This is a genomic window from Geomonas diazotrophica (genome assembly GCF_018919385.1).
GTDB classification, from domain to species: domain Bacteria; phylum Desulfobacterota; class Desulfuromonadia; order Geobacterales; family Geobacteraceae; genus Geomonas; species Geomonas diazotrophica.
In genome coordinates, this window is the sequence record NZ_JAHLMF010000014.1 from 103545 (window position 1) to 128945 (window position 25401).

General features: G+C 61.8%; 24 protein-coding genes. 4 read left to right on the forward strand and 20 right to left on the reverse strand.

Annotation, left to right across the window (positions count from 1 at the left end):
• Positions 1-56: 56 nt before the first annotated feature.
• The 15 genes from coaBC to KOM00_RS15850 all read right to left on the reverse strand — a co-directional run bounded on the left by coaBC (position 57) and on the right by KOM00_RS15850 (position 13163).
• The gene (gene coaBC, locus KOM00_RS15780; RefSeq protein ID WP_216499892.1) at positions 57-1268 is read right to left on the reverse strand and encodes a bifunctional phosphopantothenoylcysteine decarboxylase/phosphopantothenate--cysteine ligase CoaBC; all 1212 of its coding nucleotides are present in this window, start codon (positions 1266-1268) and stop codon (positions 57-59) included.
• 9 nt (positions 1269-1277) lie between these two features.
• Entirely contained in the window at positions 1278-1907 is a 630-nt protein-coding gene (locus KOM00_RS15785; RefSeq protein ID WP_216499893.1) for an MBL fold metallo-hydrolase, read from the reverse strand.
• Between the two features lie 69 nt (positions 1908-1976).
• Complete coding sequence (locus KOM00_RS15790) at positions 1977-3146, reverse strand: 3'-5' exoribonuclease YhaM family protein (protein WP_216499894.1); 1170 nt, start codon at positions 3144-3146, stop codon at positions 1977-1979.
• A gap of 87 nt (positions 3147-3233) precedes the next feature.
• Complete coding sequence (locus KOM00_RS15795) at positions 3234-4805, reverse strand: NAD(P)/FAD-dependent oxidoreductase (protein WP_216499895.1); 1572 nt, start codon at positions 4803-4805, stop codon at positions 3234-3236.
• Between the two features lie 10 nt (positions 4806-4815).
• Positions 4816-5223 (reverse strand): response regulator, encoded by a 408-nt coding sequence (locus tag KOM00_RS15800; protein ID WP_216499896.1) that lies wholly within the window; start codon positions 5221-5223, stop codon positions 4816-4818.
• A 72-nt stretch (positions 5224-5295) separates the two neighbouring features.
• Positions 5296-6486, reverse strand: a complete 1191-nt coding sequence (locus tag KOM00_RS15805; RefSeq protein WP_216499897.1) for a hybrid sensor histidine kinase/response regulator — start codon at positions 6484-6486, stop codon at positions 5296-5298.
• 88 nt (positions 6487-6574) lie between these two features.
• Positions 6575-7018 carry a universal stress protein gene (locus KOM00_RS15810; protein WP_216499898.1) on the reverse strand — a complete coding sequence of 148 codons (444 nt, stop codon included), beginning with the start codon at positions 7016-7018 and terminating at the stop codon, positions 6575-6577.
• A gap of 25 nt (positions 7019-7043) precedes the next feature.
• Complete coding sequence (locus KOM00_RS15815; RefSeq protein ID WP_015719816.1) at positions 7044-7424, reverse strand: response regulator; 381 nt, start codon at positions 7422-7424, stop codon at positions 7044-7046.
• Positions 7425-7662: 238 nt separating this feature from the next.
• Positions 7663-8514 (reverse strand): helix-turn-helix domain-containing protein, encoded by an 852-nt coding sequence (locus KOM00_RS15820; RefSeq protein ID WP_216499899.1) that lies wholly within the window; start codon positions 8512-8514, stop codon positions 7663-7665.
• 1 nt (position 8515) lies between these two features.
• Positions 8516-9268: a tetratricopeptide repeat protein gene (locus KOM00_RS15825; RefSeq protein WP_216499900.1), complete on the reverse strand. Its 753-nt coding sequence runs from the start codon at positions 9266-9268 to the stop codon at positions 8516-8518.
• Between the two features lie 101 nt (positions 9269-9369).
• Positions 9370-10287: a PfkB family carbohydrate kinase gene (locus KOM00_RS15830; protein ID WP_216499901.1), complete on the reverse strand. Its 918-nt coding sequence runs from the start codon at positions 10285-10287 to the stop codon at positions 9370-9372.
• A 92-nt stretch (positions 10288-10379) separates the two neighbouring features.
• Positions 10380-11243: an S-methyl-5'-thioadenosine phosphorylase gene (gene mtnP / locus KOM00_RS15835; protein ID WP_216499902.1), complete on the reverse strand. Its 864-nt coding sequence runs from the start codon at positions 11241-11243 to the stop codon at positions 10380-10382.
• A gap of 61 nt (positions 11244-11304) precedes the next feature.
• Positions 11305-12336, reverse strand: coding sequence for a 23S rRNA (adenine(2503)-C(2))-methyltransferase RlmN (gene rlmN, locus KOM00_RS15840; protein ID WP_216499903.1), 1032 nt, complete (start codon positions 12334-12336; stop codon positions 11305-11307).
• 65 nt (positions 12337-12401) lie between these two features.
• On the reverse strand, positions 12402-12815 hold the full coding sequence (ndk, locus tag KOM00_RS15845; RefSeq protein WP_216499904.1) for a nucleoside-diphosphate kinase: 414 nt from the start codon (positions 12813-12815) through the stop codon (positions 12402-12404).
• 147 nt (positions 12816-12962) lie between these two features.
• Positions 12963-13163, reverse strand: a complete 201-nt coding sequence (locus KOM00_RS15850) for a hypothetical protein (protein WP_183346630.1) — start codon at positions 13161-13163, stop codon at positions 12963-12965.
• 483 nt (positions 13164-13646) lie between these two features.
• On the opposite strand from KOM00_RS15850, the gene amrA reads away from it, so the two are divergent.
• Complete coding sequence (gene amrA, locus KOM00_RS15855) at positions 13647-14195, forward strand: AmmeMemoRadiSam system protein A (protein ID WP_216499905.1); 549 nt, start codon at positions 13647-13649, stop codon at positions 14193-14195.
• 350 nt (positions 14196-14545) lie between these two features.
• On the opposite strand, the gene KOM00_RS15860 is transcribed toward amrA, so the two are convergent.
• The 5 genes from KOM00_RS15860 to KOM00_RS15880 form a co-directional block, all read right to left on the reverse strand.
• The gene (locus tag KOM00_RS15860; RefSeq protein ID WP_216499906.1) at positions 14546-15871 is read right to left on the reverse strand and encodes a citrate (Si)-synthase; all 1326 of its coding nucleotides are present in this window, start codon (positions 15869-15871) and stop codon (positions 14546-14548) included.
• 215 nt (positions 15872-16086) lie between these two features.
• Positions 16087-17277, reverse strand: a complete 1191-nt coding sequence (locus tag KOM00_RS15865) for a M24 family metallopeptidase (protein WP_216499907.1) — start codon at positions 17275-17277, stop codon at positions 16087-16089.
• Between the two features lie 127 nt (positions 17278-17404).
• Positions 17405-19054: an AMP-binding protein gene (locus KOM00_RS15870; RefSeq protein WP_216499908.1), complete on the reverse strand. Its 1650-nt coding sequence runs from the start codon at positions 19052-19054 to the stop codon at positions 17405-17407.
• A 705-nt stretch (positions 19055-19759) separates the two neighbouring features.
• Positions 19760-20722: a D-2-hydroxyacid dehydrogenase gene (locus KOM00_RS15875; protein ID WP_216499909.1), complete on the reverse strand. Its 963-nt coding sequence runs from the start codon at positions 20720-20722 to the stop codon at positions 19760-19762.
• Positions 20723-20732: 10 nt separating this feature from the next.
• Positions 20733-21323 carry a DUF502 domain-containing protein gene (locus KOM00_RS15880; protein ID WP_216499910.1) on the reverse strand — a complete coding sequence of 197 codons (591 nt, stop codon included), beginning with the start codon at positions 21321-21323 and terminating at the stop codon, positions 20733-20735.
• 400 nt (positions 21324-21723) lie between these two features.
• Here KOM00_RS15880 and KOM00_RS15885 point away from each other — a divergent pair, with 400 nt between their 5' ends.
• From KOM00_RS15885 to cysE, 3 genes are all read left to right on the forward strand, one after another.
• The gene (locus KOM00_RS15885; RefSeq protein ID WP_216499911.1) at positions 21724-23088 is read left to right on the forward strand and encodes a S41 family peptidase; all 1365 of its coding nucleotides are present in this window, start codon (positions 21724-21726) and stop codon (positions 23086-23088) included.
• Positions 23085-24026, forward strand: coding sequence for a tRNA (adenosine(37)-N6)-dimethylallyltransferase MiaA (gene miaA, locus KOM00_RS15890; RefSeq protein WP_216499912.1), 942 nt, complete (start codon positions 23085-23087; stop codon positions 24024-24026). The genes KOM00_RS15885 and miaA overlap by 4 nt, the downstream gene beginning before the upstream one ends.
• A gap of 638 nt (positions 24027-24664) precedes the next feature.
• A complete protein-coding gene (gene cysE, locus KOM00_RS15895) occupies positions 24665-25333 on the forward strand; it encodes a serine O-acetyltransferase (protein ID WP_216499913.1) in 669 nt (222 codons plus the stop codon).
• Positions 25334-25401: the final 68 nt, after the last annotated feature.

The window sequence follows — 25401 nt, forward strand, 5'->3', positions numbered from 1 at the left end:
AGGGTCCGGGAGGGGGACGCTTCAGGGCGAATGATCATTCGCCCCTACAGCGGCTTCTATCCCTTCGCTGCGCGCTTCTCCCCCAGCAACGTTTCCACGTTTTCCAGGATCACACCCGCCAGGTCTTCTTTTTCCATCATCGGAAGTTCTTCGACCCGGCCGTCGCTGAAGAGCAGCTTCGCGATGTTGGTGTCCACGTTGAAGCCGGCACCTTCCTGCGAGACGTCGTTGGCCACCACGAGGTCCAGGTTCTTGGCCTTGAGCTTCGCCCCTGCGTGGCGCAGCAGGTCCTGCGTCTCGGCGGCGAAACCGACCAGGATCCGCTCCCCCTTGCCGGCTCCCAGTTCCGCAAGGATGTCCGGGTTCTTCTCCAGTTCGATGCAGAGGCTCTCCTGGCTCTTCTTCATCTTTTCGCCGGCGCGTGTCCTGGGGCGGTAGTCCGCCACGGCGGCCGCCTTGATCACGATGTCGATGCGGGAGAGGCATCCCTGCACCGCGTCCCGCATCTCCTGCGCGCTCTGCACCCGGATCACCTCCACCCCGACCGGGGGTGCCAGGCAGGTCGGCCCGGTCACCAGGGTCACCGCCGCCCCCCTAAGGCGCGCCTGGCGCGCGATGGCGTATCCCATTTTCCCGGAGGAGTGGTTGCTGATGTAGCGCACCGGGTCGATCTCCTCGAGCGTCGGCCCAGCCGTGACCAGGATCCTCTCTCCCGCCAGGCGCTTCGGGGTCAGGGCCGCCACGGCCTCCTCGAAGATCACCTCGGGTGCCTGCAGCTTCCCCTCCCCTTCGTAGCCGCAGGCGAGCATGCCGCAGGCGGGGGCGACGAAGAGGTAGCCGTGCTCCTTGAGGCGCGCCTCGTTCTCACGGTAGATCGGGTTGCGGTACATGTTGACGTTCATGGCGGGGGCGATCAGGACCGGCGCCCTGGTCGCCATGACCGTGGTGGTCAAGAGGTCGTCCGCGATGCCGTGGGCTATCTTGCCGATGACGTTGGCCGTCGCGGGGGCGATGATGTAGAGGTCGGCACGGTCTGCGAGCGCGATGTGCCCTATCTTCTCTTCCGAAATCAGGTTGAAGAGCTCCAGGTGCACCGGGTTCCGGGACAGGGTCTGGAAGGTGAGCGGCGTTACGAATTCCGTGGCCGACTTGGTCATCACCACGTGCACGTTGGCGCCCGCCTTCACCAGGAGGCGCAAAAGCTCCACCGCCTTGTAGACCGCGATGCCGCCGGCAACCCCGAGAACGATCTCCTTGCCTTTCAGCATGTGCTCCCCCTACTCGTTGAGGTACGGGTTGAAGCGCCGCTCCTGCCCGATGGTGCTGGAGGGGCCGTGTCCGGGCCAGACGATGGTGTCGTCCGGCAGCGGCATGAGCTTATTCTTGATGGCGTCGATCAGCTGGCCGTGGTCCCCCCCGGGGAGGTCGGTGCGGCCGACCGAGTCGGCGAACAGGGTGTCCCCGGTGATCAGCAGCTTCTCGTTGGCGAGGTAGAGGCAGCACCCTCCCTGGGTATGCCCCGGGGTGTGCAGCACCTCGATCTCGCGCCGCCCGAACTCGAGCTTCATGCCGTCGGTGAGGAAAGCGTCCGGCTCAGGCGAGTTCTCTACGTTCAGCCCGTACTTCTGGGCCGAGCGCGCGGCATTGAGGAGGAAGGGGACGTCCTCCTTGTGGGCAAGAAGCTGCGCGCCGGTCTTCTCCTTCAACGCGCGGTTGCAGCCCATATGGTCGAAGTGGCCGTGGGTGTTGATGATGTACTTGACCTTGAGCCCGAACTCGGCGATCGCCGCCAGGATCATCTCGCAGTCGGCACCGGGATCGACCACGATCCCCTCGTTACTCTGTTTGTCACCCAGGATGAAGCAGTTCACCCCCAAGGGGCCCACCACTATGGTCTCAAACAACATGGCAATTCCTCCGTGCTGGAAGCCCCTGGTCTTTGTGCTGAGGGGCTATCCGGTAGATGCGGTATGCCATCACTTCTTCAGGATGGCGAAGGGGTTGTTGCTGAAGGACTTGCGCCCCTGGTCGCCGCCCCGCTGTTCCTGGCGCGGCTTTTCCGGCGCGGTCCTTTCCGGCTCGCTCATGTGCGGGGCGGGAGCGGGCACCGTTTCCGGTATCAGCTCGGAAGGCTCCAGGCCGTCGGGAAGCACCACGGACCCGGGAGCCTCGGCCGACTCCCCTATCCCCTGCGCCGCGAGCGGCTTCTCCTTGAAGAAGTAGCGGTCGTAGAGGCGGTGGTACGAGGTCCAGCGCGACGGGTTGTCCGGCTCCTTGCGGATGTGGGTCCTGATGCCGTTGATCTTGGAGTCCAGGTCGTCCAGGTAGTTCAGGATGGTTGCCTCAAGCGTCTTCGGGCGCTTGGGGGAGCCATACTCGTACTGGCCGTGGTGCGACAGGATCATGTGCTTTAACAGCATGGCGAGCTCGACCGGGAATCCGGGGAGCAGCGCGATCCGCTCCTGCAGCATCTCAACGCCGATGGTGATATGGCCGATGAGCTTACCCTCGTCGGAGTAGTCAAAACAGCGCAGGTAGGTCATTTCCCGCACCTTGCCGATATCGTGCAGGAGCGCTCCGGCGATGAGGAGATCGCGGTTCAGCCCCTGGTAGAGCGGCACCATGGCGTCTACCAGCTTCGCCACGGCGAGCGAGTGCTCCAGGAGCCCCCCCAGGTAGACGTGGTGCATCCCCTTGGCCGCCGGAGCGGTGCGGTACTGGGCCATGAGTTCCGGGTCCTCGAAGAAGGAGCGTAAAAGCCGCGCGAGGTCGGGGTCGGTGAGGCTTCCCACCAGGGCGTGCAGCTCGGCAACCATGGCCTTGATGTCGCTGTCGGTCTCGGGGAGGAAATCGGCGAGTTGGACCGTTTCCTCGGGGACCCGCTTCAGCTCGGAGATGATCAGCTGCATCTTGCCGAGATAGACGCTCGCCTTCCCCTTCACGGCCAGGAAATCGTTGCGATCGAACAGGGAGCCGACCTGGTCGGCGTTGTCCCAGATCTTGGCATCCACCTCCCCGGTCTTGTCCATCAGCTTCAGGGTGAGGTACGGCTTGCCGTTCTTGGCCATGGCGACGATCTTTTCCTTGACCAGGAAGACCGCTTCGACGATGTCGCGGTCCTTTATTTCGGCAACGGTTTTTTTCAAAGTAAGGCTCCTTGTAATGAAAGCCCCGTGCTGGGGCAGCCGGTTCCGTTTTTTTGCGGATACTCCGCGTTCTTTGCGATGCAGCTTTCAGCTAGCGGCGATCCGTGCCGCGATGGCGTCGGCCACGCGTATGCCGTCCAGTGCGGCGCTCATGATGCCCCCGGCATAGCCGGCCCCCTCCCCGGTCGGGTAGAGGCCGCGGTGGCTTAAGGACTGCAGGTCCGCTCCCCGCACGATCCGCAACGGTGCGGAGGTCCGGGTCTCGACCGCGGTGAGGGTCGCCTCGGCGCTGATGAAGCCGCGCATCTTGCGGTCGAAATGCTCGATCCCCTCCCTGAGGGTCGCGGCGACCGGCGCCGGGAGGAGGGAGGCCAGGTCGTATTCGGTGACGCCGGGACGGTAGCTGGAGAGGATCCTCCCCCCGCCCCTGCCGATGAAGTCGAGCAGGCTCTGGGCCGGCGCACGGTACCCCTTTCCGCCTGCAACGAAGGCGCGTCGCTCCAATTCGCGCTGGAACTCGACTCCCGCCAGCGGGGAGTTCCCGGTGAAGTCGGCCGGTCCCACGGTGGCCACCAGGGCGCTGTTGGCGTAGGGGCCGTTGCGCCGGTAGCCGCTCATGCCGTTCACAACGACCTGGCCCGCCTCCGAGGCGGCCGCCACGACCACCCCGCCGGGACACATGCAGAAGGAATAGGCGGAGCGCCCGGTCACCTCGTTGTTGTAGGTCTGGGCGTATTCGGCCGGCGGCAGCGATGGATGCGCGTTGCGGCCGTACTGGATCTCGTTGATGAGGGCCTGCGGATGCTCCACCCGGAGCCCCACTGCGAAGGGCTTCTGCTCCAGGGTGACCCCGAGCTCGTTAAGCAGTGCGTAGGTGTCGCGTGCGCTGTGCCCGGGCGCCAGCACCAGTGAATCGCAGGGCTCCTCGTCGGTGTCGTTCACAACGACGCTCTTCACGCCCCCCTTGGCGATCCCGATGCCGGTCAGCCGGCTCTCGAAGCCGATCCGGAACCCCGCCTCGATCAGGCGCTCCCGGATGCCGCGCACCACCGCGCGCAGCCGATCGGTGCCGATGTGGGGCTTGGCGGCGTAGAGGATCTCGGCGGGGGCGCCGAAGTCGACCAGGCGCTCAAGCACCCAGCCGCAGTTGGGATCCTTCACCCTCGTGGTGAGCTTGCCGTCGGAGAAGGTCCCGGCTCCCCCCTCGCCGAACTGCACGTTGCTCTGTTCGCAAAGCTCGCCCAGGCGCCAAAAGCGCGCCACGTCCGAGGCACGCCGGTCCACGTCGCGCCCGCGCTCAAGGACCCGGGCGGTGAGCCCGTATTCGGCGAGCCGCAGGGCCGCGAAGAGCCCCGCCGGCCCCATGCCGACGATGACGATGCGCTCCGGGGAGGCCAGTTTCGGGAAGCGGCGAGGCTCTTCGGCCTCGACCCGCGTCAGGTCGCCGCAAGGGCGGACCCGCGACTCGTCCCCGAGGGTCACCCGGACCGTGTACACCAGCTTGATGGCACCCTTTTTCCTGGCATCGACGCCCTTTCTAACCAGGGCGAGCGCCGTGATCTCGGATTCGCGCACACCCAGCTTGGCCGCGGCCAGCGGGCGTAGCGCACTCTCCTCCACCCCCGGGTTCAGGGTGAGGTTGCGTAGCAGAAATGGCATGGGGTGTCCGTCAGGCGGCGCCGGTATCGCGCCGTTTTCTTTCCAGGAGCTGTTCAACGATGATGACGATGTCCAGCGGTGGGGTGGATTTAGGGATGTGCACCTTGGCGCCCATCTCGGGAATGGGGTGCTCGTGCGGGGCGCCCTGGAACATGGAGGTCAACAAGATGATGATCGGGTCCGCCTCCTTGGCCAGCCTCCCGATCTCCAGTGACGCACTCACCCCTCCCATCCGGGGCATGACCAGGTCGAGTATGACGGCATCGAAGGTCCCGGCGGCGTAGGCCTGCACCCCTAGGACGCCGTCCTCTGCGGTCGCTACGGAGAAGCCCGCGCCCCTGAAGGCATCGGACATCACCTTCAGGAAGAACTTGTCGTCGTCTACCAGGAGGATTTTGCCCCTGTTCTCTGCTGTCATTTCGACCTCAAGGCATGATTGAATGCGCTATCATACAGAAATGCGGCCGAAAAGAAAAGTGGAAACCGCCTTTTACCTCGGTGCGTTGAGCGGCAGGCGCACCGCGAAGGTGGTGCCGCTGGGGTCGCTCTTCTCCACCTCGATTTTCCCCCGGTAGGTCTTGACGATGCGCAGCACCACCGAGAGTCCGAGCCCGGTGCCCCGGCTGTTGGTGGTGAAGAAGGGATCGAAGATGTTGGGGAGGTTCTCCGGCGGGATGCCGGGGCCGGTGTCGGAGACCCTGAGCTTGATGTAATCCTGGTCCTGGTCCAGCTCCACGGTGAGGGTTCCATCCTCGGGCATGACGTGGATGGAGTTTAAGAACAGGTTGGTGAAGATCTGCTCGATCTCCATCGGGTCGGCCTTGATGGCCGGGGGGATGTTCCTGAAGTCCCGGACCACCTTGATCCGTTTCTGGCGCAGCTGCGGCGTGAAGGCCTCCAGGGTGTGCTCCAGGATGCGGTCCATCCTGACCTCGCTGATCTCGAACCTCGGGCGCTTGGAGGCGTCCAGGAGCTTCCCCAGGATGTTGTCGATCCGGTCCACCTCCTTGAGGATCTTCTCCACGTACTCCTGACGCTCCGGCTCGTCCAGCCCCCCCTTGATGAGCTGCACGAAGAGCGCGATGGAGTTGAGCGGGTTGCGGATCTCGTGCGCCATCCCGGCGGAGAGGTAGCCCAGGGAGGCGAGCTTTTCCGACTGGACCACCTCGGCCTGGGCACGGGAAAGCGCCTCGCTCTTCTCCTGCACCCGGGCCTCCAGCTCGCGGTTCCAGTCCGCGATCTCGGCCAAAAGCCTCTCGCGCTCGCTCAGGAGGGCCTTGTTCTGCAGCTCTATGCCGCGCAGCTTCAGGACGCTCTCGATGCGCTCCACGAGGTCCTGGTTGTTGAACGGCTTCAGGATGTAGTCGGAGGCGCCGGCCTTCATCAGCTCGACGGCGATCTCCTCGCTCCCCTTGCCGGTGAACATGATCACGTAGGTGTCGGGGTAGAGCCTCTTGATCTCCTTGAGCGCGGTGAGACCGTCCATGTTGGGCATCATGTAGTCCAAAAGGACCAGTTCGGGGCGCTCGACCTCGATGGTCGAAAGCCCCTCCTGCGCGCTCAGGGCGGTGAAGACTTGGTAGCCGCGGTTTTTCAGGATGATGCCGGTGAGATCGAGGATGACCTTCTCGTCGTCGACGATCAGCACGCGGCCGCGCGGCTCTTTCTCCGTGTTGGTCATATCGGGGCCTGCTCCTTCCGATTAGGATCGCATTCGTCAAAAAAAAGGGGCAGCAAACGCTGCCCCGCATGGATGTATGCCGCTGCCGTCAGGGGAGCCTGACGGTAACCACCGGGCAGGAAGCCTTTCGCACCACGCGCTCGGCGGTGGAGCCGAACAGCAGGTGGTCGATGCCGCTTCTGCCCTGGGTGCCCAGCACGATGCACGAGGAGCCGTCGGTCTCGGCCCGCTTCAGGATCTCCTCCCACGGCACGCCGGTCACGATCGTCGTCTCGTAGTTGTTGAAACCGGCGACGTTGTTGGCGACGAAGGTCGCCATCATCTTCTGCGCCCCCTCCTCGATCTCCTTCTCCAGGTTTTCGAAGGAGACGTGCGGGACGTAGAAACCGCGCAGGTCCACCGGTTCGTTGATGACGTGAATGATGGTCAGCCGGCCGTTGAACTGCTTGGCCAGGGTGAGCGCGTACTCGAAGGCGTGGTCGGAGTTTTCGGAAAAATCGGTGGCGAAGAGAATCTTGTCGAAGCTTGGCATCTGCTCCCCCCGTTCAGCCATGTGGTCAGTGGCTCGTTTCCTTGAAGATCTTTTTCAGGATCGACTTCAGCTCGTCGATCTTCACCGGCTTGTTGATGTACTCGAAGGCGCCCAGGTTCATCGCCTCTATGTAGGATTCCACGCCGCCGTAGGCGGTGATCATGATCACGTTGCTCGCCGGGTAGCTGCGGTTCAACTCCTTCAAGAAGGTGATGCCGTTCATCTCCGGCATGTTTATGTCGGTGACGATCAGGTTCACCTCCTGCTCGCGCAGGTAGTTGAGGGCCTCGAACCCGTTTGCCACACTGTCTACCAGGAAACCTTCCTTGGCCAGCAACCGGGAGAGGCCGATGCGTGCATTCTCCTCGTCGTCTACTACAAGTATTCGCTTCGGCTGCTTTGGCAAGATCGGCTCCAGATTCTTATTAAAAACCGCAGGATTGATTCTAACACTGCGAGTAGATGTGTCAAGCGCGGTTGCGCGCTAGGCGCGCGATTATCTGACGATGGGCTAACTCCAGGTGTCACAAGGATTCCGGCGAAAGCGGGGAAAGGGTCTCCCCCCGCATGGGGTGGCGTCCCTCCGGCAAGGTTCACATTAAGTGAGGTCGGCGTCACTCATAAAAGGGGGCGCTTAGTTGCCGTCAGGGCGCCGGTTGATCACTCTTCAGTTCCACATGCGCCGGTTTGCCCGCTTCACCCAGGGCCTTCAGCGGCCGGCCGTTGAACTCGGCCTCGACTGCTCCGCCGTCGCCTAAGTCCAGCGCGAAGGAGCGCTGCCCCTTCCACTCGATGATGTCGCCCGCTTTCAGGTCGTAGCGCTGGGAGATGCTGTCGTCGATGGTGATGCTGAGCCAGCTGTCGCGGTTGAAGCGGAGCTTAAGCACGATCCCGCTCTGCTTGCCGGCGGGTGCCGCCGGAGCGGTCTCGGTCCCGGACGGCGACGGGGCGGCTGCGCTGTGCGCGCTGCTGACCGGCTTCTGTACGGGTTGAGCGACCGGGGCCGGCGCCGGGGGAGCGGCCGGGGCCGGAGCGCTCGGGGGGAGCTGCACCCTGGGCTGCTCACCCTCGGTGAAGAACAGCGCCGCGATCACCACCGCGCCCAAGAGGAGGGCTGTAACGATCCAGCGGCCGGGGTTGCGGAACCGGGCCCGTTCCAGAGTATCGATCCCGGTCTGCGGGGCAATGCCCTGCGCCCCCGGGGCGCTCGCTTCGGGTTGGGCTCCCGGAGGGGGGGCGAGCCCCTTCTCGTAGCGCGCCACCACCTCGTCCCCGGAAAGGGAGAGAAAGCCTGCGTACAGTCTCAGAAAGCCCTTGATGTAGGCGGCGTTGGGGAGCCTGTCGAAGTCCCCCTGTTCGATGGCGGCAAGGTAGTTCTTGCCGATCTTGGTGACGCGCGAGGCTTCCTCCAGCTCAAGCCCCTTCGCCTCACGGACACTGCGCAGGTACTCCCCGACCGGTGCCTCCGCGCTGCTTTCAACCTCTGGCTCAGCCACGTTACCTCACCTTGAGCAGATCCAGGTACTCCCTGGAGAGCTGCCCCATCTCGGAATCGGGGGCGATACGGACCACTTCCTGGAAGGCGCTTTTGGCTGCGTCGGCGTCCTTCAGCTTCATCTGGGCAAGCCCCATGTGGTAGTGGGCGCTCGCGTAGGAACGGTTCAGGCGCAGGGCCTTTTGGTACTCCTCAACGGCAAGTTCGGTCTTGTCCATGGCGAAGTAGACACGCCCAAGGTTCACCCTGGTGCGCGGATCGCTGCCGTTTTTGGCGACCAGGCCGCGCAGCACGGCCAGGGCCTGCTGGTAGTCCCCCTTGCCCAGGTAGGCGAGCCCGAGGTTGCCGGCGGCATTGTCCTGCCCCTGAAAGAAGAGGTCCTCCTGCACCGTTTTGAACTGGGCGATGGCGTCGTCCCAGCGCTTCATCTCCAGGTAGTTCACGCCGAGGTTGTTGCGCGCCTCGGAGTAGTTTTCCCGCAAATCGAGGGCCTTCAGGTACTTGGCCTCCGCCAGTTCGTAGCGTCCCTTGCGGAAATAGGTAAGCCCCAAAAGGTTCAACAGCTCGGGGTCTTTGGGTGTGAGCTTCTCGGCCTCGGTCAGTTCCTGGAGCGCGCCGGTGTAGTTGCTCTCGGCAAAGAAGGACTGCCCCATCTGGTAGTGATAGATGGACTTGTTCTTCTCAGCCTGGCTCAAGGCGCATCCCGAGGCAAGGAGGAGGAGGGCAACCGGCATGAAGGTTCTGGGACGGATCATACACCTCACGGTAAACTCGCGGAAATACACCCGGAAAAATTAGCAGATATGATCATCGTTGTCAATGAGGACCCCCTTAACGGCGCCACCGGGGCGGGGCATTACAGCTCCCCCACTCCCTGGAAATGGGTCATGTTCTTGAAGCTGCGGTAGCGCGCCTCGATCTCCGGGTAGGTCAGGGTCTTCAGACGATCGAGACTGAAGGCCTCGACGTTGAAGGAGGCCATCACCGAGCCGAAGATGATCGCCTGGCGCACCCCCTCGTCGGAGAGGTTGCCGGTGTTGGCCAGATACCCCATGAAGCCGCCGGCAAAGGTGTCCCCGGCCCCGGTCGGGTCGAAGACCTCCTCCAGGGGATAGGCGGGCGCCGCGAAGACCGAGTGGCCGTTGAACATGAGCACGCCGTATTCGCCGCGCTTCACGATCAGGTTCTTGACCCCCAGGGCGATGATGGAGCGGGCGGCCTTGACGAGGTTCGCCTCGCCGGAGAGCTGGCGGGCCTCACCCTCGTTGATGATCAGGAAGTCGACCCGGCTGATCACCTTTTTGAGCGCCTCGATCTTGGAGGAGATCCAGAAGTTCATGGTGTCGCAGGCGACCACGCGCGGCTTCTTCACCTGGTTCAGCACCTCCATCTGCAGCTCGGGGTCGATGTTGGCCAGGATCAGGTACTGCGCGTCGGCCCAGGACTCCGGGATCACCGGCTTGAAGCTCTCGAACACGTTCAGGTGGGTTTCGAGGGTCTGCGCCTCGTTGAGGTCGTAGCCGTAGCGCCCCTTCCAGTGGAAGGTCTTGCCGGGAACGCGGGAAAGGCCGGTGAGGTCGATGTTTCGCGAGGTGAGGAAGCGGGTGTGTTCTTCGGGGAAGTCCTCCCCCACCACCGCGACCAGGTTGACGTCGGTGAAGAAGCTGGCCGAGGTGGAGAAGTAGGTGGCCGAGCCGCCGAGGACTCGGTCTCTCTCCCCGAACGGGGTCTGCACGGAATCAAGCGCGACGGATCCAACGACGAGTATGCTCATAAAGCCTCCGGTGTGCTGCGGGATCAGGGTTGGTTCGAGTTGCAGGGGATGACCGGGGCCGCCTGCTGGCACCGGCGGCTCCGGCTTTAGTGTTACAGGTACTTGCCGAGGATCAGCTCCAGGTTTTCCCTGGTCTCCACCGGGATCACCGAGGTGTCGCTGATCACCGCGTACTTGAGGGCCTCGCCGCAGGCGCAGCCGCGCCCCGCCGCCACGCGGGCAACGGCTTGTCGGATGATCTTCTTGGCGGTGGCGACGTTGTTCTTGATGATCTCGATGATGGCCTCGACCGAGACGTCGTCGTGGGACTCGTGCCAGCAGTCGTAATCGGTGGAGAGGGCGATGACCCCGTAGCAGATCTCGGCCTCGCGGGCCAGTTTCGCCTCAGTCAGGTTGGTCATGCCGATGATGGAGGCTCCGAAGGAGCGGTACAGGTGGCTCTCGGCGCGGGTGGAGAAGGCCGGCCCCTCCATGCAGACGTAGCAGCCACCCTTGTGCACGGTGGCACCCACCTCGCCGGCGGAGCGGTACAGGATCTCGGAGAGCTCGCCGCATACGGGATCGGCGAACTGGACGTGGCCGACCACGCCGTTGCCGAAGAAGGTGTCCTTCCTGAAGCCGCGGGTGCGGTCGATGAACTGGTCCGGCACCACGATGTGCCCCGGGACGATCTCCTCCTTGAGGCTCCCCACCGCGGAAACCGAGATGATCCGGGTCACGCCGAGCTTCTTCATGCCGTAGACGTTGGCGCGGTAGTTCACCTCGCTGGGGGTGAAGCGGTGTCCCTTGCCGTGACGCGGCAAAAACACCATCTGCACGCCGTCCAGCGTGCCTGTCACGTATTCGTCGCTGGGACGGCCGAAGGGGGTATCCACCGTGACCTGGGTCACCCCGGTCATCCCTTCCATCTCGTACAGGCCGCTGCCGCCGATTACCCCGATTACCTCGTTAGCCATAGCTCCCTCCAGCGTCATTGAATATATAGTAGGTACTGTTCGGCGTTTCCCCTGCGCCGCGTTAATCCTTCTGCATCTGGTCCAGCTTTCCCTTCAGCTGCCCGCAGGCGGCGGAGATGTCCCCCCCACGGCTGGAACGGGTGATCACGGTGACGTGCTTGTCCAGCAGGTACTTGTGGAAACGGTCGATGGTCTCCTGGGTCGGGCTCTTGAAAGCGCAGCCGTCGTGCTCGTTGAAGGGGATCAGGTTCACCTTGGACGGGATGTTGCTGATCAGGCGCACCAGGCGCTTGGCGTCGTCCAAGGTATCGTTCAGATCCCGGATCATGACGTACTCGATGGTGATCCAGCGCCGCGAAGGAAGCGGGAACGCCTTGCAGGCGGCCAGGAGCTCCTTCAGGGGGTAGGCCCGATTCACCGGCATGATCCGGTCACGCACCTCGTCCGTAGTCGCGTTGAGGGATACCGCGAGGTTCACGGTGCAGCCGCGCCCGAGCTCGGCCATCTCCGGGACCAGCCCCGAGGTGGAAACGGTCACCTTGCGGGTGGAGAGCTGGAAGCCGTCCGGGTCGGTGAGGATCTGCACGGCCGGGATCACGGCGGAAAGGTTGGCCAGTGGCTCCCCCATCCCCATGAAGACTATGTTGTTGACCGGGTGCTCGCGCTTCACCGCGCAGACCTGGTTCACGATCTCGGACGTGGTGAGGTTTCGGGAAAGGCCGAAGGTACCGGTGAGGCAGAAGGCGCATTGCATGGCGCAGCCGACCTGGCTGGAGATGCACAGGGTGTTCCTCCCCTCATCGGGGATCAGCACGCTCTCCACCGCGGCGCCGTCCTTGAGCCGGAACAGGTACTTCCTGGTGCCGTCCTCGGAGGCCTCGACCGCCTCGGGAGAGAGGTTGCTGATCTCGGCCCGCTCCTTGAGCACCGCCCGGAACTCCTTGGAGACGTTGGTCATCTCGTCGAAGTCCATGGCGTCCATCTGGTAGAGCCACTTGAAGATCTGCTTGGCGCGGAAACGCTCCTTGCCCAGCCCCGAGATGAACGCCTCGAGCCCGGACAGGGTCAAATTCTTTATGTCTGTCTTTTCCATACCTTCCGGCTACTAAAAAAGCCCTTCTCGCGAAGGGCTCTTGGTCTGCCTGAACCAGCTTCGGATTAAACCAGTTCCAGCTGGTTGAAGAAATAAGGGATCTCGTAGGAAGCGGACTCCGGGGAGTCGGAGCCGTGAACGGTGTTCTCCTCGATGCTCACGCCCAGTTCCTTGCGGATGGTGCCCGCCTCGGCGTTGGCCGGGTTGGTGGCGCCCATCAGGCCGCGCCAGTCGGCGATGGCGTTTTCCTTCTCCAGCACCAGCGCGATCACCGGGCCGCGGGACATGAAGGTGCAAAGGTCGCCGAAGAACGGACGCTCTTTGTGCACGTAGTAGAAACCCTCGACCTGTGCCCTGGAGAGCAGGATCTTCTTCATGCCGACGATCTTGAACCCGCCAGCTTCGATCATGGCGAGCACCTTGCCGGTGACGTTTCTTTCCACTGCATCAGGCTTTATGATGGCAAATGTTCTTTCCATTGTTTCCTCCGAACCGATTGTAGTAAATGACCCTTCTAATTAGCATTCCGGTCCGCCCGTTGTCAAGGCAAATGGCCGGATAGAGACGCAAAAAAAGCCCACAGATGAATCTGTGGGCTTCGTGAAACAGGGTAGCCCTGTTTCAGCTTACTTCTTCTCAGCCGGAGCGGCCGGAGCAGCCGGAGCAGCTTCCGGAGCTTTAGCGGAGGACATCGGAGCCTGAGCCGGAGCGGCCGGAGCAGCCTGCTCAGCAGCCGGAGCAGCCGGAGCCTCTTCTTTCTTCTTGCAGCCAGCAGCAAAGGACAGGGCCAGAGCCAGGCAAAGTGCCAAGGAGATCAGTTTTTTCATTGACGATATCACCTCTTTTCTTTTTAGATTTACCATTACTGCGCAAAGCGCATGGTTTTTTCTGTGCGACAACAAAGGCCGAATATACTAGCATTCGTGGAAATGTCAACAGTTTTTAAAGGTGCCAAGCTCAAAAAAATGTTAAAGCATTTTCCCAAACGTTTGGATGGCCCGGCCAAACATGCTGAAAACGAAATGTCCGGCTTCGCCCGGCATCAAAAACGGCACCCGGAAGAGAGCGCCGGCGCGTAACCTACCGTTTCTTCGCAAAACTCTGGTGCTGCAAGGGTTGCCGGCTGCTGCCGCCGCCCCTGCCGACCACTCCTGTACTTTCCCGCCGGTCGGGTTCGCCTCCCCGAAGCGGAAAAAACGGCTGCATATTCGGGACTGAGCTCGGTTCTTTCTTGTAAACGGCTCGCAAATATATTATTTTGGGCCCATTAATCTCCGGCGAGCTCGGAGCAATGCCACCAGGGGGGAGCCGTGAACGAAAAGCTTAATTCCGCAGACAAGAAACTCCTTTTGCAACTAGCTCGAGAAGCGATAACCGCCACCGTCCAGACCGGGAAACTGAAGATGCAGCAACTGGGCGAGGACAGGCTGGCAGCACCCAAGGGATGCTTTGTAACCATAAAGAAACAGGGAGCCCTCAGGGGGTGCATCGGCAACTTCAGCTCCGACAGGCCGCTCTACGAACTGGTACAGGAGATGGCCGCCTCCGCCGCCACCCGTGATCCGCGCTTCTACCCCATGAAGGAGGCCGACCTGGTCGAATTCGAACTGGAGATCTCGGTCCTGTCGCCTCTTAGCAAGATCTCCTCCCCCGAAGAGGTCGAGGTGGGCAAGCACGGGCTGTACCTGGAGAAGAACTTTTCCCGCGGGGTTCTGCTGCCGCAGGTCGCCGTGGAGCACAACTGGGACCGGGAGACCTTCCTGAACCAGACCGCCATGAAAGCCGGCCTTAAGAAGGACGACTGGAAAGAAGGTGCTGACCTTTACGTCTTCAGCGCCGAGGTATTCGGAGAGAAGTAGCGAGCGACTATTGGCCGCTCAGACCTTGAGCGGCTTGCAGTTTCCCCTCCCCTTCCCCTTCCCTGCAGTTGACAACCTTTCCCCCTAAGCCCGGTCTTGCTTCCCCGCGGCAGCGCGAAGAACGCAGAGTATCCGCGAAGAACCGCAAAGAAGACCTCGGGGTAAACGACAAAAGGCCCTCCTCGCGACCTTAGAGCCTACTTCGCGTGCTTTGCGTGACTGCTATAAAAAGCCGTAGCGCGAAGAACGCTGAGCATCCGTTTAGCGACTTTCGCGCATGCTTTACGCAACATAAAAAAAGGGGGCACCGTGGTGCCCCCTCTCTCTTTTGCAGTATGCGGCAAAGCCGATTACATCTTCCTGCCGCCCTCGGCAGCCCACTTCTCGAGCATGTCGGTGGTGACGGACTTCGGACGCTCGATGGCGTAACCCAGACCACGGTCCCAAGTGATGTTAGCCATGCAGCCCAGGGCGCGGCCCACACCGAAGAGAACGGTGTAGAAATCCCACTCCTTGAGGCCGTAGTACCACTGGATGACGCCGGACTGTGCGTCGACGTTCGGCCAGGGGTTCTTGGTCTTGCCGTGCTCGGTGAGGACGCCCGGGGCGGTCTCGAAGATCATGGCGACCAGCTTGAACAGCGGATCGTCCTTGAGGCCCGGGGTCTTGAGGCAGAACTCGCGCTGTGCGGTGTAGCGCGGGTCGGTCTTCCTGAGAACGGCGTGGCCGTAGCCCGGAACGACCTGGCCGGCGTTGAGGGTATCCCAGAGAGCCTTGGTGACGTTCTCTTTGGTCGGCTCGGCGCCGTTGAGCTTCTTCTGGAACTCCATGATCCAGCCGAGAACCTCCTGGTTAGCGAGGCCGTGCAGCGGGCCTGCCAGGCCGTTGAGGCCTGCGGAGTAAGCGTAGTACGGGTCGGAGAGGGCCGAGTGCACCAGGTGGGTGGTGTGGGCCGAGACGTTGCCGGACTCGTGGTCGGAGTGGAGGATGAAGTACATCCTTGCCACGTCCTTGTACTGCTCGCTCTGGCCGATCATGTGGGCGAAGTTCGCACCCATGTCGAGCTTCGGATCGATGCTGATCTGCTTGTCGCCGCGGTACTTCAGGTTGTAGATGAATGCGGCGAGAACCGGGATACGGGCGACGATGTCGCTGGCATCCTCGTACACGTACTCCCAAGCGTCCATCTTGTTGAACTTGCCGCCGCTGTAGAATGCGGCGAACTTGGAGTCCTTCTGCATCGCCATGATGCCGACGGAGAGCATAACCATCGGGTGGCTCTCTTTCGGGAGGGCGCGCACGGCGGTGTAGACGTACTCGGGGACAACCTGGCGGGTCTTGAACTCGGCCTCGACGGCGGCGACCTGGTCCACGGTCGGAACCTCACCGGTCAGCAGGAAGTACCAGAAGGACTCGACCGTCGGGTACTCGGAGCCTGCCGCCTTCGGCAGTGCCTCGAAGGTCTCGGGAATGGTCTTGCCGCGGAAACGGATACCTTCTTGCGGATCGAGATAGGAGATGTCGGTGACGAGCGACCTGATGTCGCGGGCGCCGCCGATGCACTGACCGATGTCCACCTTGTCGATGATCACGGAGCCGAACTCCTTGGTCAGTCTGGTGATGCGGGGACGGTGGGCCTGGATCTTCTCAAACAACTTCTCTTTTAATTGCGTCATGTGCCAGATCTCCTTTTCTGTTGGGGTTGAGGTACATACGTCGAAAACAGCTAATCGAATCGCCCTGACATCGAGCCGCGCGTGATGTCCACTCGGCCGGTTGCGTGAGGTAGGTATACTGTATACAAAGATTTTTCAAATGTATACCATTGAGCAGATCCAATTTCAACACAAAAAAATTGCGTTTTACTATTTTGCATACATTTTAATACGCGCTACAGCAGTACCAGTTCCTTACTAGAGAAGGTTAGACGCTTAAGTCCCTGTTCAGAGAGATAAAATGAATTTTCTATGCCGACCGCCCCTTCTCCGGGAAACACGAGTTTCGGCTCGAAGGCGAAGGCCATGCCTACTTCAAGGGTATCCTCTGAGAACCCTTTCGCTATGAAGGGGTACTCGTCGATCTCTATGCCGAGTCCGTGCCCGATAAAGGAGACCTGGTTGCCGGGAGTGCCCATGAAGTGCTCCGCATACCCCATGCGCCGCGCAAGGTCGACGCAGGCGTCGTAGATCCCCCCCCAGGTGGCGCCCTCCACGGCACATTCCACCATCAGTTCCTCGATGCGCAGCATGTCCTCGTAACCGCGCCGCATCCGGTCGGAGACCGAGCCGATGGCGAACACCCTGGTCTGGTCCGCCAGGTAGCCGTCGTAGCAACTGGCGAAGTCCACGATGATCGGTTCGTCGCGCCTGATCCTGTTGTAGCTTGCGCCGTGCCCGAAGGCGGGGGTGAGCCCCATCCCCCCCAGGGCCGTGTTGGTGCAGGCGGGTGCGGCCGCATCCGCGCCGGAAAGGACCTGGGCGCTGGAGAGTTCGCCGTTGAAGGCGCGCATCCTGACGTACCCCTGGTGCCCCTCCTTGCGGGAGAGATGCTCCAGTTCGGCGGCAAGGTCCACCTCGCTCATCCCCTCGCGGATCACCTCGGCGGCGCGCCGGTAGACCTTGTCGGCCTGCGTGCCCGCGTCCTGGAGGATGTGGATCTCGTAGTGACTCTTGATCATGCGCACCCGCCTGATGGCGGGGGAGGCGTCCAGCGCCTGTGCGTTGGGAAAAAGGGAGAGGTACTTCTGGTAGAGGTTGACCGGCAGGACGTCCAGTTCGAGCCCCAGGCGTTGCGGCAGCGGGTGGCCGTGCTCGGCGATCAGGCCGGCCAGTTGGTTCAGGGAGGGGAGCGGGACCACCTCGGCCAGCCCGCTCTCCATGCGCGCCCGCAGGAAGTCCCTGCGCACGAGGTAGAGCGGACGCCCGGAAACGGGAACGTAGAGCACACCGGTCTGCACGGTACCGGTGAAATAGAAAAGGTCGGCGTTTTGCACCATGAGAACCGCGTCCATTCCCGCGGCCGCCATCTCGACTTGCAGTTTCCTGTAGCGGTATTCCAGTTCGTTCTTCGGCGTGAGCCGCATATCCCCTCCTCTCTCCCCATGAAACAGGCTCATGGGGAGGAGAAGGAAAGATAACTCACAATCGGTACCGCGTCAACCCCCGCAGGTCAATAAGATCAAGGGGTTATTAGAAAAGCTGTGTTGCGGATCAGACATTTTCTTCCAGCTGCAGTTCGCGGATCGCCATCTCGCGCAGTTTGAACTTCTGGATCTTGCCGCTGGCGGTCATCGGGTAGGAGTCGACAAAGCGGACGTACTTGGGGATCTTGTAGTTGGCGATCCTGCCGCGGCAGAACTCCTTCACCTCCTCCTCGGTCATCTCGCATCCCTTCTTCAGGACCACCGCGGCCATCACCTGCTCGCCGTACTTGCGGTCCGGCACCCCGTAGACCTGGATGTCCGAGATATTGGGATGGGTGTAGAGGAACTCCTCGATCTCGCGCGGGTAGATGTTCTCGCCGCCGCGGATGATCATGTTCTTGATCCTGCCGGTGATCTTGCAGTAGCCGTTCTCGTCCATGACGGCGAGGTCGCCTGTGTGCAGCCAACCGTCGGCGTCGATCGCCTTGGCGGTCTCCTCGGGCATCTTGTAGTACCCCTTCATAACCAGGTAGCCGCGGGTGCAGAGCTCCCCCTGCTTCCCCGGGGGGAGTTCCGCGCCGGTCTCGATGTCCACGATCTTCAGCTCGACGTTGGGAAGCACCCGCCCGACGGTGGCGACCTTCAACTCGATGGGGTCGTCGGTCCTCGTCTGGGTGATCACCGGGGACGATTCGGTCTGGCCGTAGGCGATGGTGATCTCGCCGGCATGCATGTCGCGGATCACGCGCCGCATCACCTCGATGGGGCAGTTGGAGCCCGCCATGATACCGGTTCTGAGCGAAGTGAGGTCGAACTCGGCGAAGCGGGGGTGCTCGAGCTCCGCGATGAACATGGTGGGGACGCCATGCACGGCGGTGCAGCGCTCCTGTTCGATGGCCTGCAGCACCTTGAGCGGGTCGAAGATCTCAACCGGGACCATGGTGGTGCCGTGGGTGACGCAGGCCATGACCCCAAGCACGCAGCCGAAGCAGTGGAAGAAGGGAACCGGGATGCAGAGGCGGTCCTTCTCGGTGAAGCGCATGCACTCGCCGATGTTGAAACCGTTGTTGACCACGTTGTGGTGGGTCAGCATTACCCCTTTCGGGAACCCGGTGGTGCCGGAGGTGTACTGCATGTTGATCACGTCGTGGACCGAGAGCGTCCGCTCCACCGCCTCAAGTTCGGCGTCCGACACCTGCGCGCCGAGCTCGACGATATGTTCGAAGTTGATCATCCCCTCCGGGGCGCCGTCGCCGATAAAGACCGCGTGCTTCAGGCAGGGAAGCACGGGGCTTGCGAGCTCTCCCGGTCTGCTGCCGGCAAGCTCCGGGACTACGCAGGCCAGCGTCTCTATATAATTGGTGTCCTTGAAGCCCTGCACGAGGAACAGCACGCTGGCGTCGGACTGCTTCAGAAGGTACTCAAGCTCGGCCGATTTGTAGCTGGTGTTGACGGTTACCAGCACCGCGCCGATTTTGGCGGTGGCAAACTGCAGCGTCACCCACTCCGGCACGTTGTAGGCCCAGATGGCGAGGTGGTCGCCCTTCTTCACCCCCATGCGCAACAGCCCCTTGGCCACCAGCCGGCATCTCTCGTTGAACTCGCGATAGCTGTAGCGCAGACCGCGCTCCACGTAGACCAGCGCCTCGTTGTCCGGATATTTTCCGGCGATGTCATCCAAAAGCGCCCCGACCGTCAAATTGATCTCTTTCGACATGATCCCTCCTGCTGTTTCTTCACATCAAACAGTCGTTCGCGTAAAAACAACTTATTGGAAATAAAAGGTTTTACCAATTAACACAGCCTTCTGCGGCATGTCAAGAATTAAGGAATGCCGATCATTTGTTCGGCAGCGCTTACCATGACCTGCGCCGAACAGCCTGCAGAAAAAGCTTGACAGCCTTTTCCCCGCAGGACCGGGCATTTAGCGTAAGCCATTGAAATCACTACGGGTAAAACAAAAACCTGGTTGCGGTGGGGGTGCCTATTCTGTAGGCAATCTGCAGAGGCGGGCAATTTAAAAAGGCTTTTCCCTGTCTTCAACGCCTTTTCCACAACGCTTTCCACAAACGGTGTGGACCGGGGCGTTAAAACCGGATTTGTTTCGTAATTATGGCAGGTTATGACCGGATGGAACGGATGCGTTACCGCCACGGGCGACGCTTCGCCGCGAAAAGCAGAGGTTCAGCAGGGACTACCGGGGAGTCGGGAGTTATCAGTATCGAAGCGCTGCACGACAATTTCGCGTCCCCCTTTTTACAAGCAGTTACGCAAAGAACGCGAAGAGGCGCAAAGATCGCGAAGACGGCCTTTGTTGTTAAACCTAAAGCCTCTTCCCGTCCTCAACTGCCTGGCGCATTTTGCGCTACCGCTTATTAGGGGAACTGGGGGACAGGGGGATTTGGCTTGGTGGTTCGACCAGCTACAGCCCGTTCACCACGTTTCTAGGTGCGCCCGAGAGAAAAGCCGCAATGTTCCCTGCCGTGGTCGCCATGAGCCGGCGCCGGGCGGCAAGGGTGGCCCAGGCGATGTGCGGGGTGACGATGCAGTTCCTGGCGTTAAGGAGCGGGCTGTCGGAGGGAATCGGTTCGACGGCGGCGACGTCGACGGCGGCCCCGGCAATGACTGCGTCGTTGAGCGCGTCGGCCAGGTCGCGCTCGTTGATCAAGCCGCCGCGCGAGGTGTTTATGAGCAGCGCGTGGGGCTGCATCAGGCGAAGCCGGGCGGCATCCACCATCCCCTCGTTTTCCGCCGTCAGCGGACAGTGCAGGCTGACCACGTCCGCCCTGGCGAAAAGCTCGTCCAGTTCCAGCCATTGGACCGCCATGCCTTCGGGGGCCTCTCTTCGGTGCGGGTTGCAGGCGAGGATCTCCATCCCCAGGGCGCCGGCAACGGCGGCCACCCTGGAGCCGATGCGTCCCAGCCCCACGATCCCGAGCGACCTCCCCTTCAGCTCGGCGAGCGGCTGCGCGACCAGGGTGAAATCGGCCGAGCGGGACCACTCGCCCCGCTGCACCGCGGCGTGGTACTGCGCCACACGGTTGGTCAGCTCCAAAAGGAGCGCGATGGCGTGCTGCGCCACCGAATCGCTGCCATACTCCGGGACGTTGACCACCGGGATTCCCAGTTCCGCCGACTTCGCCAGGTCCACAACGTTGTAGCCGGTGGCCAGCACGCAGATGAGCCGCAGTTCGGGAAGCCGCGCCAGCGTTGCTGCACAAAGCGGGGTCTTGTTCGTGAGCACGATCTGCGCGCCGCGGCAGCGGTCGAGCACCAGCTCTTCGGGGGTGCGCTCGTGTACCACCAGTTCGCCGAAGGCGGCGACCTCGTCCCACGGGTTGTCCCCCGGGTTCAGGGTATAGCCATCCAGCACCACGATCTTCACGGACACCTCCCTAGTGCACCACCACGCCGCCGGAAACCACGAACTTCACCGCGTCCTCGACGCTCATGCCGCAGTCGTACACCTCGGACTCGTGGAAGAACAGTGCAAAGCCGGAGGTGGGGTTGGGCATGGTCGGGACGTAGACCACCACCAGCTTCTCTCCGTCGCGCTCCACCTCGGCCGTCACGAAGCCGACGGCACGTACCCCGGTGCGTGGCCACTCGACGAAGACGGCCCTGCGGTAGGAGGTCTTTCCGTCCTTGAACACCTGAGTCAGCTGCTTGCTGGAGTTGTAGATTGACTTCACCAGGGGGATGCGGGAGAAAAGGTCGTCCCCCCATCGGAGAATCCTGGTTCCCATCACGTTGGTCGCCAGCAAGCCGGAAAGGTAGATGACGATGACGCCGGTCAGCATGCCCAGGCCGGGGATATAGGAGTGATCGTTGATGAACGCGGCCAGCAGCGAGTCGAGGTAGCTCCCCAGGATGCCGTCGGCGAAGTTGAACAGGAACTTCAGGATGAATATGGTGATGCCGAGGGGGACCACCACGAACAGCCCGGTGATGAATTTCCCCTTGAAATGTTTGACAAGTTGTTCCACTGGCGCCTCCGATTGATAGTTCGCTTGCGTTATGCAACAAAGTAGCCGCAGTGTCAACGGTTTTGGGTCCAGGCAGCGAATACGGGGCGCCGGCCATTTCTGCCGTAGACCTTTTCGGTTGGATACCGATTTATCGGCTGTAGCCGCTTTAAGGCGAAGGCCCCGATTTATCGGCCGTAGCTCCTTTAAGCAAATCCGATTTATCGGCCGTAGCCGCTTTAGGGCGAAGGCAGCGATTTATCGGCCGTAGCCGTTTAGCGGCGAAGGCAGCGATTTATCGGCCATAGCCGTTTAGCGGCGAAGGCCGAAGGCCGGGGCAAATGCAGTTGACAACAACACGCGCAAAAACTACATTAACACGTTGCGGTTCATCCCCTAAAAATCCCGTCAAAGGTCCCCGATGTTGAAAAAAGCGTTTGTCATATCGGCCGTCGCCGCCGTCCTCGCCGCCATCTTTTTCCTCGCGCCGCTTCTGGACAAGGAAGAGCGCGCCCGAAGGAGCGAGGCGGAGTACGTCTCCATGTTCAAAGAGGTGGTCGACATCGTCAAGGAGAGCTACGTCGACAAGGTCGATGACAAGAAGCTCATGACCGGCGCGATCAACGGGATGCTTGCCGCGCTCGACCCCCACAGCACCTACCTCCCGGTCACGGAGTACTCCGAGATGAAGGTGCACATGGCGGGCGCCTTCGGCGGCGTCGGCATCGAGTTGGACATGCGCAACGGCAAGCTCATGGTGAACGCCCCCATCGAGGACACCCCCGCCTTTCGGGCCGGCATCCTCGCCGGTGATCACATCTTCCAGATCGACGGCAAGCCGACCAAGGACCTCCCGATCAACGAGTGCGTGAGCCGGATGCGCGGCACCCCCGGAACGCAGGTCACTCTCACCGTCATCAGGGAGGGGAGCGCGAAGCCGCTCACCTTCCGTCTGACCCGCGCCATCATAAAGACCAAGAGCCTCAAGGCACGCCTTCTGGAGTCCGGTTACGGCTACGTCCGCGTCGCCGAGTTCCAGGAGCGGACCGGCGAGGACTTCGAGAAGGCGCTGAAGACGCTGGCGGCCGACAACGGCGCCCCCCTCTCCGGCCTGATCCTCGACCTGCGCTACAACCCCGGCGGCCTGGTGGACCAGGCCTACCGCGTGGCGGACCGCTTCATAGGCGAAGGGCTCACCAACGGCGACATCGTCACCACCAAGGGGCGCGACGCCGCCTCGGTGCACACCCTCACCGCGACCATCGGGGAGAAGGAGCCCAAGTACCCCATGGTGGTGCTGATCAACGGCGGCAGCGCCAGCGCCTCCGAGATCGTCGCGGGCGCGCTGCAGGATCACAAGCGGGCCGTCATCATGGGTACCCAGAGCTTCGGCAAGGGAAGCGTGCAGTCCATCATGACCCTCAACAACGGCGACGGGCTGAAGCTCACCACCGCCCGTTACTACACCCCGAGCGGTCGCTCCATCCAGGCCAAGGGGATCACCCCCGACATCGTTGTTGAATTCGCCAAACCGGCGGCCGCGAAGACGGAGAAGGAAAAGGAGCTTGAGATCCGCGAGCAGGACCTCGACGGGCACATGCAGGAAGTTCCCGAGACCAAGGCGCCCGCCCCGGCCAAGCCCGCGCACCCGGTCCTGTTGCCCCGGGTGAACGGCGTCGGCAAAGAGCTCAGCGAGCAGGAACTGCTGCAGAAGGACAACCAGTTGGCCCGCGCCCTGGAGCTCATCAAGGGAGTCAACGTCCTGAAAAAAGGTCTGCTCCGTTGACCGGCACGGGCGGCAGCGAGGCGCCCGGCACCCCGAACCTTTTGGTGATACTCGGGGCGACGGCCTCCGGGAAGACCCGCCTGGGGGTACAGCTTGCCGGGAGGCTTGAGGGGGAGATCATCTCGGCCGATTCCCGCCAGGTGTACCGCGGCATGGACATCGGCACCGGCAAGGACCTGCACGAGTACCAAGGGGTTCCCTACCACCTGATCGATGTGGCCCCCCCCGGCCACGAGTTCAACCTGTTCCAGTTCCAACGCCTTTTCCTCGACGCTTTCTCCGACATCTCGCTGCGCGACAGGCTGCCGGTCCTGGTCGGCGGCAGCGGCATGTACCTCGACTGCGTGCTGCGCGGTTACCGTCTCATCGAGGTCCCGGAGAACCCTGCGCTGAGGCAGGAGCTCGCCCCGCTCTCCATGCCGGAGCTCGCCGACCGCCTCGCCCGGGCCAATCCCAGACTGCACAACAGCACCGACCTCACCGAGCGGAGCCGCCTGCTGCGTGCCATAGAAATCGCCGAGTACCAGGGGGGGGGCGAGGAGCCCTGGCCGGAGATCACCCCCTGCACCATCGGTATCCGCTGGGACCGCGCCCAGCTCAGGGAGAGGATCACCAAACGACTCAGGGAGCGGCTCGAGGCGGGGATGATCGAGGAGGTGCAGCGGCTGCATGCTGCCGGCACCGGCTGGGACAAGTTCGAGTTCTACGGCCTGGAGTACCGTTACGTGGCGCGTTACCTGAAGGGGGAGCTTTCCAGTAACGACATGTTCCAGAAACTCAACTCCGCCATCCACGACTTCGCCAAGAAGCAGGAGAACTGGTTCAAGCGGATGCAGAGCCATGGCACGGTGATCCATTGGGTCGAGGGGGCAGGAGATCCGCTGGCCGAGTCGCTGGAGCTGCTAAACAGCAAAGGCATATCGTTCAAACAGGGATAAAAGGGATGAAAGGGATAAAGGCGTAAACCCCTTCTCGCGCGAAGACGCAAAGGCGCGAAGCCAGGCAAGACCAACAAGACGTTTTGGCTTAACCTGAAATCTTTTGTGTCAGGTGTTATCCCTTTGATCCCTTTTATCCCTGTTAAATGAAGTTGTTTTGGGTTTACTTTGCGCCTTTGCGTCTTGAGTGAGTGCAGCGAACGGGCGTGAGACGATTGCGGCAGAGCCATGGCACGGTGATCCATTGGGTCGAGGGGGCAGGCGATCCGCTGGCCGAGTCGCTGGAGCTGCTAAACAGCAAAGGCATATCGTTCAAACAGGGATAAAAGGGATGAAAGGGATAAAGGCGTAAAACCCTTCTCGCGCGAAGACGCAAAGGCGCGAGGCCAGGCAAGACCAACAAGACGTTTTGGCTTAACCTGAAATCTTTTGTGTCAGGTGTTATCCCTTTGATCCCTTTTATCCCTGTTAAATGAAGTTGTTTGGGTTTACTTTGCGTCTTGAGTGAGTGCAGCGAACGGGCGTGAGACGATTGCGGCAGTTAATTATTGACGTAATCGGTGTGGTATGTTACGAAAAAAATGGCGAAGCAGATGGTGCTTGTTTCGTTAACGTACTAGCAGCCAGGGAGGGTACCGATGTTTGCGAGGCTAAAATCGGACATTAAGGCGGTGTTTGACAGGGATCCGGCGGCAAGAAGCGTGCTGGAGGTGATCTTCTGTTATCCCGGGCTGCATGCGCTCTGGTTCCACCGGGTCGCCCACTGGCTTTGGACGCACAAACTCTATTTCCTGGGACGCTTCACCTCCCACATCGGCCGTTTCCTGACCGGCATCGAGATCCACCCCGGCGCCACCATCGGCAAGGGGTTCTTCATCGACCACGGCATGGGGGTGGTCATCGGGGAGACCGCCGAGATCGGCGACAACGTCACCCTCTACCACGGGGTCACCCTGGGTGGGGTCAGTTGGGAGAAGGTGAAGCGCCACCCCACCCTGATGGACAACGTGGTGATCGGTTCGGGCGCCAAGATCCTCGGTCCCTTCACCGTGGGCAAGGACAGCAAGGTCGGCTCCAACTCCGTCGTGGTCAAGGAAGTCCCCCCCAACTCGACCGTGGTCGGCATCCCGGGGCGCGTGGTGATGGCGACCGAGAAGCCCCAGGACCGTCCGGACCTCGAGCACGGCAAGATGCCCGACCCCGAGGCCAAGGCGATCTCCTGTCTGTTCGATCAGATCCGGGAACTGGAAAGGAAGTACAATGCGCTCGCCGCCGAGCACGAGGCGCTCAAGAAGAAGATCGGGTAAAAACCATTTAAACAGGGATAAAAGGGATACAAGGGATAAACCCCAAACAAAAGATGTTCGGGGGTAAC